General features: G+C 47.4%; 14 protein-coding genes and 1 pseudogene. 5 read left to right on the top strand and 10 right to left on the bottom strand.

Features of this window, described 5'->3' with window-relative positions; genetic code table 11:
* The first annotated feature begins 205 nt into the window (after nucleotides 1-205).
* Genes petA through WG89_RS16025 form a run of 3 tightly spaced genes read left to right on the top strand, consistent with a single transcriptional unit; the run spans nucleotide 206 to nucleotide 2,786 of the window.
* Nucleotides 206-799, top strand: coding sequence for a ubiquinol-cytochrome c reductase iron-sulfur subunit (gene petA, locus WG89_RS16035; protein WP_062267940.1), 594 nt, complete (start codon nucleotides 206-208; stop codon nucleotides 797-799).
* Nucleotides 799-2,031: a cytochrome b gene (locus WG89_RS16030; RefSeq protein ID WP_062267938.1), complete on the top strand. Its 1,233-nt coding sequence runs from the start codon at nucleotides 799-801 to the stop codon at nucleotides 2,029-2,031. Before petA ends, WG89_RS16030 begins: the two co-directional genes overlap by 1 nt.
* A complete protein-coding gene (locus WG89_RS16025) occupies nucleotides 2,031-2,786 on the top strand; it encodes a cytochrome c1 (protein ID WP_062267936.1) in 756 nt (251 codons plus the stop codon). Before WG89_RS16030 ends, WG89_RS16025 begins: the two co-directional genes overlap by 1 nt.
* Before the next feature lie 68 nt (nucleotides 2,787-2,854).
* Here the strand turns inward: WG89_RS16025 and WG89_RS16020 are convergent, their stop codons facing one another.
* The 3 genes from WG89_RS16020 to WG89_RS16010 form a co-directional block, all read right to left on the bottom strand.
* Nucleotides 2,855-4,456 (bottom strand): hypothetical protein, encoded by a 1,602-nt coding sequence (locus tag WG89_RS16020; protein ID WP_153301636.1) that lies wholly within the window; start codon nucleotides 4,454-4,456, stop codon nucleotides 2,855-2,857.
* Nucleotides 4,457-4,771: 315 nt separating this feature from the next.
* Nucleotides 4,772-6,100, bottom strand: a complete 1,329-nt coding sequence (locus tag WG89_RS16015) for an MFS transporter (RefSeq protein ID WP_062267931.1) — start codon at nucleotides 6,098-6,100, stop codon at nucleotides 4,772-4,774.
* Nucleotides 6,101-6,251: 151 nt separating this feature from the next.
* Complete coding sequence (locus WG89_RS16010; protein ID WP_062267930.1) at nucleotides 6,252-6,758, bottom strand: shikimate kinase; 507 nt, start codon at nucleotides 6,756-6,758, stop codon at nucleotides 6,252-6,254.
* Nucleotides 6,759-6,962: 204 nt separating this feature from the next.
* On the opposite strand from WG89_RS16010, the gene WG89_RS16005 reads away from it, so the two are divergent.
* On the top strand, nucleotides 6,963-7,622 hold the full coding sequence (locus tag WG89_RS16005) for an isochorismatase family protein (protein WP_172806832.1): 660 nt from the start codon (nucleotides 6,963-6,965) through the stop codon (nucleotides 7,620-7,622).
* Between the two features lie 29 nt (nucleotides 7,623-7,651).
* On the opposite strand, the gene WG89_RS16000 is transcribed toward WG89_RS16005, so the two are convergent.
* Nucleotides 7,652-9,433 (bottom strand): hypothetical protein, encoded by a 1,782-nt coding sequence (locus WG89_RS16000; RefSeq protein WP_062267925.1) that lies wholly within the window; start codon nucleotides 9,431-9,433, stop codon nucleotides 7,652-7,654.
* Nucleotides 9,434-9,559: 126 nt separating this feature from the next.
* On the opposite strand from WG89_RS16000, the gene WG89_RS15995 reads away from it, so the two are divergent.
* Nucleotides 9,560-10,120 (top strand): DUF2058 domain-containing protein, encoded by a 561-nt coding sequence (locus WG89_RS15995; RefSeq protein ID WP_062267923.1) that lies wholly within the window; start codon nucleotides 9,560-9,562, stop codon nucleotides 10,118-10,120.
* Nucleotides 10,121-10,176: 56 nt separating this feature from the next.
* Here WG89_RS15995 and WG89_RS15990 read toward each other — a convergent pair whose 3' ends face one another.
* From WG89_RS15990 to WG89_RS15965, 6 genes and pseudogenes are all read right to left on the bottom strand, one after another.
* Entirely contained in the window at nucleotides 10,177-10,554 is a 378-nt protein-coding gene (locus WG89_RS15990) for a RidA family protein (RefSeq protein ID WP_062267922.1), read from the bottom strand.
* Nucleotides 10,555-10,776: 222 nt separating this feature from the next.
* Entirely contained in the window at nucleotides 10,777-12,096 is a 1,320-nt protein-coding gene (locus WG89_RS15985; protein WP_062267920.1) for an acetyl-CoA hydrolase/transferase family protein, read from the bottom strand.
* 4 nt (nucleotides 12,097-12,100) lie between these two features.
* A complete protein-coding gene (locus WG89_RS15980; protein ID WP_172806831.1) occupies nucleotides 12,101-12,451 on the bottom strand; it encodes a cysteine hydrolase family protein in 351 nt (116 codons plus the stop codon).
* 15 nt (nucleotides 12,452-12,466) lie between these two features.
* The gene (locus WG89_RS15975) at nucleotides 12,467-12,679 is read right to left on the bottom strand and encodes a cysteine hydrolase family protein (protein WP_062267917.1); all 213 of its coding nucleotides are present in this window, start codon (nucleotides 12,677-12,679) and stop codon (nucleotides 12,467-12,469) included.
* Between the two features lie 10 nt (nucleotides 12,680-12,689).
* Complete coding sequence (locus tag WG89_RS15970) at nucleotides 12,690-13,418, bottom strand: PrpF domain-containing protein (RefSeq protein ID WP_281177704.1); 729 nt, start codon at nucleotides 13,416-13,418, stop codon at nucleotides 12,690-12,692.
* Nucleotides 13,419-13,448: 30 nt separating this feature from the next.
* Nucleotides 13,449-13,662 (bottom strand): annotated as a pseudogene (locus WG89_RS15965) (hypothetical protein); the annotation flags it as partial.

Genomic DNA, 13,662 nt, shown 5'->3' with positions numbered 1-13,662 from the left:
GTATAGAAGCTAAAACCAGTATCATTACGCATTGCTGCCAAGGTGGGACAAATAATCAGACAGAGCTTTGATCGGGGGGCGGGGGAAAGGTCATCAAACGGCTTTTCTCTTATAAGAGACGCATCTCTTTTACTCCCTGCTAATATCCCACCCGTGAATTAAAAGAAGTCATTGGGCATTTGCCTGGATGGGGAGAGTAGGTTAAATGAGTGACAACGGCGTAAATAACAGCCGGCGCCGCTTTCTCGTGGCTGCGACTTCGGTGGTGGGGGCTGCCGGAGCCGTTGGGGTCGCTACACCTTTTATCAAATCATGGAATCCCAGTGCCAAAGCAAAGGCTGCTGGTGCTCCTGTGAAGGTGAACCTCAGCAAGTTGGAGCCGGGACAGCAGATCGTAGTTGAATGGCGCGGTAAGCCTGTGTTTGTGGTAAGACGAACCCAGGCCATGCTGGATAATATCCGGTCTCTTGACGACAAGCTGAGAGATCCCAAGTCCGAGAAGTCAGAGCAGCCCGCGTACGCGGCAAACGAGTACCGTTCGGTCAAGGACGAGTACCTGATTCTGGTTGGTCTTTGTACCCACCTTGGGTGTTCACCCAAATACATGCCTGAAGTTAAGCCAATGGAATTTGATCCTGAATGGAAGGGTGGTTACCACTGTCCATGTCACGGTTCCAAGTTCGATCTGGCGGGTCGTGTATTCAAGGGCGTTCCAGCACCTACCAATCTGGAAGTGCCTCCTTATAGCTTTGAGAGCGACGCCGTGATCATTGTCGGTCAAGATGAGGAGAATGCTTAATGGGCAACTTCATGGATTGGCTCAATGCCAGGCTTCCCGTCACCCAGGTCTGGGAAGACCATCTCAGTAAATATTACGCACCAAAGAACTTTAACTTCTGGTACTTCTTCGGCTCTCTGGCACTGCTGGTTCTGGTTAACCAGTTGCTGACCGGTATCTGGCTGACCATGAGTTATGTGCCCAGTGCAGAACAGGCCTTTGCTTCCGTTGAATACATCATGCGTGATGTGGAATACGGCTGGCTGATTCGCTACATGCACTCAACCGGCGCATCCTTCTTCTTTGTTGTCGTCTATCTCCACATGTTCAGAGGATTGATTTACGGTTCTTATCGTGCGCCTCGTGAGCTGGTGTGGATCTTCGGTATGGCCATTTATCTGGCGCTGATGGCTGAAGCCTTCATGGGCTATCTGCTGCCATGGGGTCAGATGTCTTACTGGGGTGCCCAGGTTATCATCTCCCTGTTCGGTGCGATTCCTGTTATTGGTCCTGACCTGCAGCAGTGGATTCGTGGTGACTTCCTGATTTCCGGTATCACCCTGAACCGTTTCTTTGCCCTGCACGTTGTGGCATTGCCCATCGTTATTCTGGGACTGGTGGTTCTGCACATCATTGCCCTGCACGAAGTAGGTTCCAACAACCCTGACGGTATTGAAATCAAGAAGCTGAAAGACGAAAACGGTGTACCTCTGGACGGTATTCCTTTCCACCCTTATTACACAGTGAAAGATCTGGTGGGTGTGGCTGTCTTCCTGTTTGTGTTCTGCAGTGTCATCTTCTTCTTCCCGGAAATGGGAGGCTTCTTCCTTGAGCCGCCTAACTTTGAGCAGGCTGATCCGCTGAAAACACCTGCACTGATTGTTCCGGTTTGGTACATGGGAGCGTTCTACTCCATCCTGCGTGCGATTACCTTTGATATTGGTCCAATCGATTCGAAGCTGGGTGGGTTAATTGCCATGGGTGGCGCTATTGCCATTCTGTTTGTATTACCATGGCTGGATCGCAGCCCGGTTAAATCCTGGCGCTACAAGGGAATTATCAGCAAGGTGGGCATCTTCCTGTTCGCCATTGTATTTGCCATCCTGACCGTGCTGGGTACTCAGCCGGCTACCGTGATAAATACTCTGCTGGCCCAGATCTGCACCCTGTTTTACTTCGCATTCTTCCTGTTAATGCCGTTCTATACACGATGGGAAAAAACAAAACCCGTACCGGAGAGGGTGACCGGATAATGAAAAAAGCAATAATTACCCTGTTGTTTTCGCTGGTTCCCTTGTTCGGATATGCGGCGGGTGGTTCAGATTATCCTCTGGACTCTATTGAGACCGATCCTTCTGACAAAGCATCGCTTCAGCGTGGTGCCATGTTCTACCAGAACTATTGTGCGGCCTGTCATGCCACCAAGTTCCAGCGTTATGAGCGTGTAGCCGACGATATTGGCATTCCGCACGATCTGATGATGGAAAACCTGGTACCCAAGTCAGCCAGAATTGGTGACTTGATGGAGAACAGCATGCGCAGGGATGAAGCCAAGGTTTGGTTTGGTGCAGCACCACCGGATCTGACCATGGTGACCCGTGTTCGTGGTGACGACTGGGTATACACTTACCTGCGTACTTTCTATGAAGATCCAAAGCGTCCCTGGGGCGTGAACAACAAGGTATTTCCTGATGTAGGTATGCCTCATGTTCTGATGGAGCTTCAGGGCATCCAGATTGACAGCTGTCAGGGCGCTAGCCCAACAGAGCGTGACCCTCTGACTGGCGAAAAGATCTGTGGTCTGGTGGTTGATCCTGATCGTAAGGGTTCAATGACACCTGCCCAATACGATCAGGCCATGTATGACCTGACCAACTTCCTGGCTTACTCTGCAGAGCCTGTGAAGCAGACTCGCCAGCAACTGGGTATTTATGTCCTGCTGTTCCTGGTTCTGCTCTTCATTGTCTCTCTGCTGCTCAAGCGTGAGTACTGGAAGGACATTCACTGATGTGATCTTGTCTGAAAAAACCCGGCCTGAGCCGGGTTTTTTTATGCCTGTCAAACGTTCTGATTTTCCTAAAACTTATACAGTTGCCTGAACTCAACGGGTAAATCTTGTTTCCTCATCTTTTTCTTTTTCAGTTTTTCTTTGATCTGATCAAGAAAAGCTTTCCGTTCGTGTTCATAAGTGTATGAAACCAGCATCGTAAATCCCATGTCCTGAGTTTTGGAATCTCTGAGCAACTTGGCCAGTGTCGATTTATTCAGGATGTCAGCAATTTCAGGATTTTTATCCTGAGCAAGTTGTCTCCATGCAAACAGTTCTTTAGCTTTTAGATCCAGATCTTTCTGAGGTGTTGAAAGCTGAAAACGCGCCATGGTCTCTTCAGGATTGTCACTGCCATGGGTTTCCTGTTCCTTCAAGAATTCGAAGAAAGCCTGCAGGGTGCACATGGCTCTGATGGTCAGTATGGAATTCAAAGCTGCTCTATTCTCAAAAATGTCCGAAAGTACGAGTTCTGGATCCTCTATGAGGGCTGTGTAAGTGAACTGTTTTACAGTTAACAAGTAATGCAATGTGAACTGTAAGCAACGCCAGTACTCCCTGTCTGTCTCTCGGTATCTTTCGCAGAAGCGTTTCATAAGCTCAGCCCTATTTGCTTCGAAGGGCTGACATCGACTAAAACCTCTGTATTTATTGTGCTCTAACTGGTAAGCAAAGTGGGCTTCTACCAGAAACTGCAGTGAAGGAGACAGGGATATTTTTCCATGGGAAGTGAAGGGCTCAGGGGAAAGACTTAATGTGTGTAAACTGTGCGGTACCGATTCGACGGTAAAAGCAACGCTGACTGGTGTGAAAACGGGTAGAAGGGCGAGTTCCCTTTTGCGTCCCATATTGAGTAAGTCACGAAGTTCTCTAATACAGGTATAGAGCTTTTGATTGAATGTACCGTGGGTTGATTGACTGAAAGGATTTTTGAAAAAAGCTTCTTCACGTGCATATTGTGTGAGCTCAACCAGAAGGGGCTTTCTTTCATTGTTCCCTTGAGCTCGGCCAGGAAGCATCGAATCATAGTTAAGTTCAGCTAACTTTCTGCAGGTCGTACCCTTTCTGAAGTTCAGTCCATAATAGTCATCAGGCATTCCGGAATGGTATTTTTGATGTATAAACGTTGTCATCAGCGCAAATTTCAAACCGAAAACAGTGAATCGGTCCAGACTCTTTATGGTTGGAAGCTCATTGGCTAACTCCTGTAGACAAAGAAGGTCATCGTTCTCCATGTCAGGGTATCGTGCGATGATGTCATGAATAGCGATATGAGCGTTTTCTAATTGTGTTTTTATTGCATTATGTGTTCTGTTCGTGCCTTCTTCAGTGGGGTGAAGACGGTCTCTGATCAGGGATTGCATCCAGCTCGATTCACAAGGGTCTGTGGACTCTATAACTCTATCTTTAAGCATTACTCTCTGCTGTTGAGTATTGTGCTCGGGTTTGGGGATTCTGTTAGGAACACTGTCTAGCGCAAAGTGATCTTCTTTAAAAACCAGTTCTGGATCATCAGCAATCAGGGGCAAAGGATCTGGCGCAGCATTAGGCTTTGAGCGTGAAGCATCCATGACATTGAATCCATTGGGAGCGGTGAAAAGTGATATCCACTCCATCGACGGATTTGTCATGAAGTTTACATTAGGGCTTTAGTTGTCTTGATAATTTCAAAAGCAAGTCTACTCTGGTCCAGTTTCCAGCAGTTAATAGCCACATCGGCATACTTCTTTTACGGTTTCACCCTTTCTTCAAGCGAGTCATCACTAGGAGCCTGTCGGACTTAAGAAAATTTCGGCCTAAATTCCAGAAAGAACGGCCAAATTATTCGATGAATTCGATTAAATAGGTCAACTATTCGCACGAATCCATCAATAATTTAACTCGTTCTACTGAAATTTATGCTCGAAAGCTTAAGTCCGACAGGCTCCTGGTGTGATTTTCTGGCCTCATGATGTTTTGTCGGTCCTGCCTTGCCTGGTCGGGAAAGTCTGTTTTGTGTAGAGAGGTTTGCCATTCATTTCAGGAACAAGCCAGGCTGCAATCCATGACAGGGTAGAGGCGAAAGCCAGATAATAAACGGGTGCATAGATATCGTTATGGCTGTGAACGAGGTAAACAGCAATCACTGGAGTGGTTCCGCCAAACAAGGCAAGACACAAGTTATAGCCTACCGAAACACCACTGCAGCGAAGCTCAGTGGGCAGTAGTTCAATCACCGTGACGGTGCTGACTGAAAGTCCAATACCAAACAGAACTGAAAACGTGGCCATGCCCGCAGCGGTTAAGACGACATTGGATTGATGAAGCATCCACCAGAGGGGAAAACTGCCAAATAGCAGTCCGGCAGAGACCATATAAAGAACTGGTTTGCGTCCAATTTTGTCAGACAACATACACCCGAGTGGGGTCATAATCAGTGTGATTGCTAAACCAATATTGCTGACCCAATAGCTTTGGGCCAATGAGGTGTGTTTGGCGTAGGTAGAAATGAAGTAGATCAGTACTAGCATCGAGCTGACATTGCTCGCCATGACCAGAAACATCATTTGCAGCAAAACTTTCCAGTAGTGACGAAAGGCAAGAAGGATTGGGACTTCTCCGGATTTTTCAATGGAAAGAAATGCTTCTGTCTCGTAAAGGTGTTGTCTGATTAATACGCCAAAAACGGCTATCCCTCCCCCTATCCAGAATGGAATCCGCCATCCCCACTCGTACATTACCGGTTCGGTGAGCAGGGCTGTTAATAGTGTGCCAATACCGGAGCCCGCCAGAAAACCACAAAGGCACCCGAATTCAGGCCAGCTGGCCATGTAGGCGCGGTTTTTTGTACTGGCCAGTTCTGCCATATAAATAGTTGAGCCAGTAAACTCACCACCAATGGACAGTCCCTGCATAGTTCTTAAACTCACAAGAAGGAAGGGGGCCAGAATGCCAGCCTGAGCAAAATCAGGAAGACAGCCAATTCCGACGGTAGATCCTCCCATCAAAACGACAGATAACCATAAAACCGGCTTTCGACCGTATCGATCGCCAATATGCCCCAATAACAACCCGCCCAGCGGGCGAGAGATAAAACCAGCGGCAAACACACCAAAGGTGGCTAGCTGTGCAAGGAAAGGTTTACTAGAAGGGAAGAAATGGGCAGCTATGATCGGAGCTAAATAACCGTAAAGAACAAAGTCGTACCACTCCAGCATTCCTCCGACCGAGCTGGCAACCACTGCTTTCCATTGAGAAAGGGTTTCCTGATAAATGTCATAGAATCTTCCTTGCATAAGGATGGACAGCTGCAGGCAAGAAAGTGAAAAGTATAGGTGAGAGAAAGAAATAATGTGAATTCACATTATGTAATATTCCGGGAGCCTGGGTAAGATAGCCTCAAGCACGACAGGCTCCTGAAATCGTAAGTGATTCCCTATGTATGTGTTAGAGGAGGGCTTCAGTCTTTTTGATAATTTCAAGAGCCAGACTGTCCTGATCCAGCTCTCGGCAATCAATGGTTACATCAGCATACTTCTTATACAGCTTTACTCTCTCTGCAAACAGATCTTCAATGGTTTGATTTTCTGATCTTGCTATTCCGCGGGTATCGAAATTATGAATGCGCTCGCGGATTTGCTCCAGATCCAGATCCAGAAAAACAATGACGGATTCTTCGGCCAGATGCATCATGGCGGCTTCGCTGTAGATGGCCGAGCCTCCGGTAGCAATGATATGACGCTTGAGGTTCACTTTTAGAAGCTCTGCTTCTTCAATCTCTCGCAGTGCCATGTAGCCGGATTCATCGACGATTTCCTGCAGGGTTTTCTGGTGACTGATTTGAATGAGAACATCCGTATCCAGAAAGCCATAGGCCAGATCTTTGGCCAGAATAATGCCGATGGTACTTTTACCAGCGCCCGGCATACCAATGAGTGTGATATTGGTTTTCATTGTTAGCGTCACCCTTGACTGCTTTCCAGAGTTTAATGGTCTATTTTCAAACACGTAGTAGCTTATCTGCAAGCCTTCTGTTGAAAGTCGATTCTGCTCTCTTGTGAAGAGTGCGATACAGGGAGCTGGCATTTTCAGGCCTGGGGGGATTCGTTTTTATCTTATCTAATCGTGGTTATGAAATCTCTGATCTTTTTTTCGATTTTGCTCACAGTATCTGCCGTTCAGGCAGGGTTTGATGAAAGCAGGACTCATATTGAGCAGCTGTTACAGCAAGGGAAAAAAGTGGCCATTCTGGTAATAGATATGCAGTTGGCGTATGAAGGGAGAGGGTCATTACATAATCTGAGTTCAGTTTTGGGTGAGCAGGTAAAGTTGCTCAACTATTTCGTTAAAAATGATCAAGTCATCTATGTGGATGTAAACATAGAAGAATACGGCACCTCGTTGAATGCATTAATCCAGTCAATTTATATGAAAAAAGGTACCCGGCTGATGTTGAAGGCTCATCAGGATGCTTTTGAAGGTGTCAATCTTGCTCGTGGACAAAAACTGGATCAGGCCTTTAAAGGAAAGCTGGAGGATTTTTTGAAGTCACAGGATGTGACGGATGTCGTACCTCTGGGCTGCTTTGACTCGAGTTGTGTTTTAGACACGGCAAAGGGGGCTATTGAATCAGGGTTCGATGTCAGTGTGGATAGGGATATGAACATCAAATACAACGCTATTACGGACATTGGAGCTGACAATCAACCAACAGAAGAAGCCATAGAGGATGTAGAGCTGGAGTGGCAAAGTGCACTCACGAAATACCCCAAACTTAAGGTAGTGTCCAAAGCGTCTGAGCCATGCGAGAAACAGTGAAGTGGCTAATTCGGAGGAAATTCTTTAAATCAGCTATCTTCCGGTGACTGAATAAAGTAAGGAAGGTAAGCTGTATGATGCTTCTTAACCGGTATGGCTTGTTCCATAGAAGTAATATTCAGTGGTCTTTGTTCTTTTCTGGTCTGTTTCCAGTGTGCATTCAGCTGATCAATATACTCCGGCCAGACTAACAGCATGACACCGTTGTCCGGGTGGTTTTTTAACCAAAGTTCAATGTTATCAGCCACTCGCCGGACATTGTCAGGGTCACTGGGTGGGCCTGAGATCAGCAGTAGACGTTTATACGACGATGGATTTCTGGTTTCCTCTGCCAGTGTTTCATCGATGCCCTTGTTTTCCACAAGTGGCTGAACATACAGAAAAGATTCGGAGTCAGTATCTTTAAAGTATTTGAAGTTGTCAGTCGCTTTTATGTCTATACCTTCGTTGGCCAGGGCGGAGCTGAGGAAACCGGTACCTGCCATGACTTCAACAACAGAAGCAAACCCCTGTTCCTTCAGCCATTGCGCCATCCCTTGAACAATCTGTTTATCCAGGGGGAAAAAGCTTCGAACCTTGCAGACATCGGCCACCCATTTGGTAAAGATTTCCAGATAGTCACTCGCGCTGCCTCCGCAAGCTTGAATTTCCTGCTCAAAAGCATCGGTATCAAAAGTCTCTTCAGGAATCTTATTGGTCAGAAAGTCGATAAGGTCTTGACTCAATCTACACAGCTGCGGGTGCAGAGTTTCCTTGTCCACATTCTGGAAAGAGAAAATGCCATCAGCTCTGAATACATAATTGTAGGGTTTCTTCGCTTCAGCCGGGGTAAGCGACTCGTGAATGGATCTGAGCAAAAACAGTGCAGTGCGTCTGGCAGTGAATGATGAGGAGTTCAAAATTAAATTCTGGGTTAACTGGTACCCGGTGAGTGCATCGGCCTGGTTGAAGATTGTCAGAAACTCTACGGCATAGGATATTTCACTCTTTGACGGAGGCGTGGACAGAAACAGATGAATAAACTCTTCAGTGAGAGGCTCTTTTGCTGATGGAAAGCAGCCAGCAGCAATCAGCTCTCTGGCCAGAGGCTCAGAGCCTGAAGCCAATGCCAGATCAAGCATACTGCTGTCATTTTGAGCATCCTGGGCAACCATTATTGCCCAGAAAACGCCAGCCTTTGCTACTGCTTCCTGAAGGTTTTCTGAATGCTCACTGAGATAATGCTTAAGAAATGAGTCGGGAGCCGGGTAGGCACTCATGATTTTCAAAAGCTTCTGTTGATAAGTTTGGATAAAGAATTGTCGGTCAGCACTCATGACACAGAGTGGTTTTATTCTCTCATCCAGCATGACTTTCAGAGGCTCCAGCGCTTCTGAAGGCGGTGTCATTTTGCTTCGGTTCTCAAGTCTTTCTGCAAGAACGTCATCAGGAGATTGATCAATCCATGGAATGTTTTGAGCCTTGCAGGCTGCAACCAGTTCCTGATGTCTTGTTGTATCAATGTCTGTGAGAGTAAGTGCCAGCTCGGAGGAGTGAATGTCTTCCGGTGCGCTCTGCTGGTCAGGCGTTGTGCTATCTAATTTTTGGGCTACCTGAATAATGGGGGCGTGGTAGTCAATGATCCAGGTAAGAAGCGGTTTAATAGCTGCGCTGACCCGCTCACCCACAATATGAAACAAGGGCGACCCAATAGCCAGAGAAGTACCATATCCAAGATAGGATGAGGTGTTGGGCGGTTGGTGGTTTTTGCCGCTATCTATACCGGCTTTGACAGACTCGTGAAGGCTCTGTTGATTGGGTAATGCTTCCATATTGCAAATCTCTGAATCCTTTAATTTTCAGACATTTGAATGAATTAAAAGTTCCCTGCTATAACTTCTGTAAACTTGATAAAATGCAGCGAAATTTTCAGAAATCTTCAATTGATTGAATAAGCTATGAGCAAATCACTGAGAGACCAGCTAATGGGTGCTGGTCTGGCCACCAAGCAGCAGGCTTTGAAGGCCAAAACCACTAGCAAGAAAAAAAAGAAGCAGGCAGCCAAGAGCGGTGAGCTTACCGACCAGGAAAAGCGTCGGATTGAGCTGGAAAAGCAGAAGGCTGAGCAAGTTGAGCGAGATCGTGAGCTCAATCGTAAGCTGGAAGAGGAGCGTCAGCAGAAGGCGCTTGCGGCACAGGTCCGTCAGCTGATCGAAATGAACACCATTCCCCGTGAAGAGGGTGATGTAGGCTATAACTTTGTTGTGGATAGCAAAGTCAAAAAGATCTATGTCTCTGAAGGCATGCAAAACAAACTAAGCCGGGGGCTTTTTGCTATTGGTGTTTTAAGTCAGGGAGACGAAGAAGAGTATCGGGTCATTCCAGCCACGGTGGCCAGAAAAATTGAAGAGCGTGAGCCTGCAGCGGTGGTGGTTCAGTCAGAAAGTCAGAGTGAACTGACTGAGGAAGAGCAGGAGTGGTATGCGGACTATGAAATTCCAGACGACCTGATGTGGTAATGCCTCAATCGCCATGAGCATAGGGGGGCTGCATAGCCCCCTGCTGGCGAAAGTGATTACTCGGCGGAGGCAATCACTTCAATTTCTACCTTCACATCTTTTGGCAGACGAGCCACTTCCACCAGGCTGCGAGCGGGGAAGGGGAAGGTAAAGTACTGCTTGTAGACTTCGTTGATGTCAGTGAAATCATTCATGTCTTTGACAAATACAGTGGCTTTTTTGACTTTGCTCAGGCTGCTGCCTGCTGCTTCCAGAACAGATTTCAGGTTTTTCAGACACTGATGAGCCTGTTCCTTGGTGTCTTCAGACATTTCACCGGTTTCAGGCTCGATAGGCAGCTGGCCGGAGGTGAAAATCAGGTTGCCAAATTGAATACCCTGGGAGTATGGGCCAATGGCAGGTGGTGCATCCGGGGTCTCAATGACTTTATGCATAATGCTTCGGTTACCTGAGGAAGGTTATTGATTATAGTTTGCGAATTCTAATCACCTGCTGTGGCTTTGTCATCGTGGCGAGGGGGGGCAATGGCCCTATTTCCGTACAATTACTTAATAGTTCGATGGGAAAGGTTAAGGTGGACATATTAACCAGAGGGTTCCGAACAGAAGAAGAGGCTGAAAGGATTCAGCCCCTCAAAAACCCTGTTCTGGATTTACTTATATATAGTGTTGTGAACGGGCATATTCCTCGAGCTCCGGACGGAAATCCGGGTGGGCCAGGTCAATAAGCGCTCTGGCTCGTTCTGAAGTAGATTTGCCTCTTAGACTGGTTATGCCGTACTCAGTAGCCACGTATTGAATAGAGTTTCGGGTATCTGTGGCGGGGCCGGAAATGCTCTTAACAATTCTTGAGAACTTCCCACCACCTGCTGTCGATGTGGCTGACAGAATGGAAACGCCTTCTTTGGATCTCTGTGCACCTTCAATAAAGTCTAACTGTCCACCTACGGTGCTGTACTGGTGCCCTGCAATGAACTCGGCATTTACCTGCCCGAAGAGATCAATTTCTACAAAGGCGTTGAGAGAGAATGCCCGGTCGTTTCTGCCAATGACACAGGGGTCATTCACATAACTGGCAGGGTGGCCCTCAATCCCCGGGTTGTTGTGGATAAACTCAAACATCTCGGTATTGCCGGCTGAGAGTGTAAAGACGGATTTGCCTACATCAATGCTCTTCAAACGGTTATTCACATTTCCTGACTTGATCAACTGCACCATGGATGGTGAAAGCAGCTCACTGTGAATGCCCATATCATTGAACTGTGACAGCTTCTTGCAGACCGCATTGGGCACATTGCCTGCGCCAATCTGAATCGTCATACCATCCTTGCAGTGCCCAATAATATGGCTGGCAATTTTTTCATCAATGGCGCTGGGCTCTTTATGGGGAGGCTCTTGAGGGAGTTCTACGGTATTCTCGACAATGGCATCCACTTCTGAAATATGGATGTATGTATTGCCAAATACCTGAGGCATGTTTTCGTTGACTTCAATAATCAGTCGTTTGGCATTTCGTGCAGCCACGATCGTGTAATCCGAGCTCGTACCTGTGCTGAAGTAGCCGCCTCCGGTCATGGGGGATACAGTCACTACACAGGTGTCCAGCATCAGGTCATGGGTCATGATGTGAGGAATCTGATGAAAATTGGCCGGGATGTAGTTAACCAGCTTCACTCCTTCCTTCAGACCTTCTTTCAACAGTTCCCATTCTTTATGGGTGCCATAGAAAGGGTAAAGTTCTACGGTCTCCAGATACTCCATTTTCAATAACGTATTTTGCAGTGGTGTAGCCGGATGCATGTAATACAGTCGAAGCTTATCAAACTCTTTGTTTTTTACCCGGTCTTCGACGGCACTTAAAAGCGCAGGTGGCTCAGACATCCCCAGTCCAATGACCATTGTGCTCTGTTTGGGGATGATCTGGACAGCATCGGCTGCACTGCGAAGTTTTTTTCGGTATTCCTCTTTGTAAGACATGGGATCACTCCTGCAGAAGTTCTGATGAATGAACGACACTGACCAGTCGTTTAAGACTGGCGATGGCTTGCTGATGGATTTCATCGGTCGAGGCTGCACAGAGATCCTCAACGACGACCGTGTCATAGTCCCGGTCATGGGCTTCCCGGGCACAGGACTGGATTACGTAATCTGTTGATACACCGGTAATCAACAATCTGTTTATGCACTGTGCTCTCAAGATGGCTTCAAGTTCTGTGGCATAAAAAGGACTGATTCGATGTTTGGTAAGCACCGGATCGTTGTCGTTTACAAGCAAGTCCGGATGAAACTCTGTACCCCACTGACCCAGTTCATAAGCTCGGGGTTCACGCACGCTTTTGAACAATGACTAGGGCTGAGTGGGGCATTCAATGTAGCTGGCTGAAAAACCCACTCTGAAAAAGATGATCAGGCCATTCTGCTTTCTGACATGCTCAACAAGATGGTTGGTATTGAAAATCAGGTTTTTAGTAACTACACAATGAGCCGCAGAGGCGATGGGGCTATCGGGGTGAACAACGTCGTTGATCAGATCGAGCACCAGTAAAGCAGTTTGTTTCATTATGATCGGCTCAGTATTCGACGTTGGGGATATAAACATGCCCGCTCATGATTTTTCGGGCGGTTCGGCCGTACTGTATCTTAAGGAACTCGGGCCATAGCTGATTGGTCTGGCTGCGAGAGGCGACATGCAAGGGCATAATGCCTTGGGGGTGCATGATTCTGAGGGTGTATTCTTCGGTGCTGGCTATCGTCGCCAATTGGTTCACGATAGTGCCGGGAACGGCCCCTGACGAGGAAGTGCAGACAGAGCCGGTACCCGCGAGGGCCGGATGACATTTATTCAGCAGGAACATTCTCACACGCAGATCTTCATCATTGTTTTCAGGCTCTTTGGCCAGGATAACCAGTGGTAGCAGGGGTGATACTTCATCAATGTCTTGCCAGTTTTTGCACATGCCAATCATTTGGGCGGCCTTACCCCGTATTTCATGGACTCTGTCGAGAATGGCCTGATTTTCATCCAGCTCCTGTTTGGTTTCATGGCAACTGACGCCCAGGTCTGCAGCTTTGGCAAAGACTCCCAGGTTACCGGCGTCAAATACGGTTATCTCGATGGATTCGCCTGATTCCAGTGTGACCTTGTCAACGACATTCCCGGTAGGGAGGCATTTCCCTGTGACAGCCCCGGCAGTACCACTGTAGTCCAGATCTATTCTGGCTCCTGCACCTGGAACTCCAGCAATACTGAAGTCTCCCTGAACGGCCACTTCTCCCTTTATAACTGGAACATCTGCAATAAAAATTGGCTCTTAATGGATTCCGGGGAGTTATCCAAACAACACTCCCAGAAGACCGGTTAGAGCTGCTTTCCCGCGCTTCTTGATATTGTGCAGGCACTCGAAGAAACCCAAATACAGCGGTAACTTCTCTTGTGATATACCCCGATGAGGACGCAACCAGGAACGCAACAGCGACCAGAACCCCTCCATTGTATTCACATGAATCTCATGAAAACCGTCGCCGTCCTCATCTCGTGCATAT

This window comes from Endozoicomonas arenosclerae (assembly GCF_001562015.1).
Taxonomy (GTDB): Bacteria; Pseudomonadota; Gammaproteobacteria; order Pseudomonadales; family Endozoicomonadaceae; genus Endozoicomonas_A; species Endozoicomonas_A arenosclerae.
This window is presented reverse-complemented; position numbering and strand designations above follow the sequence as displayed.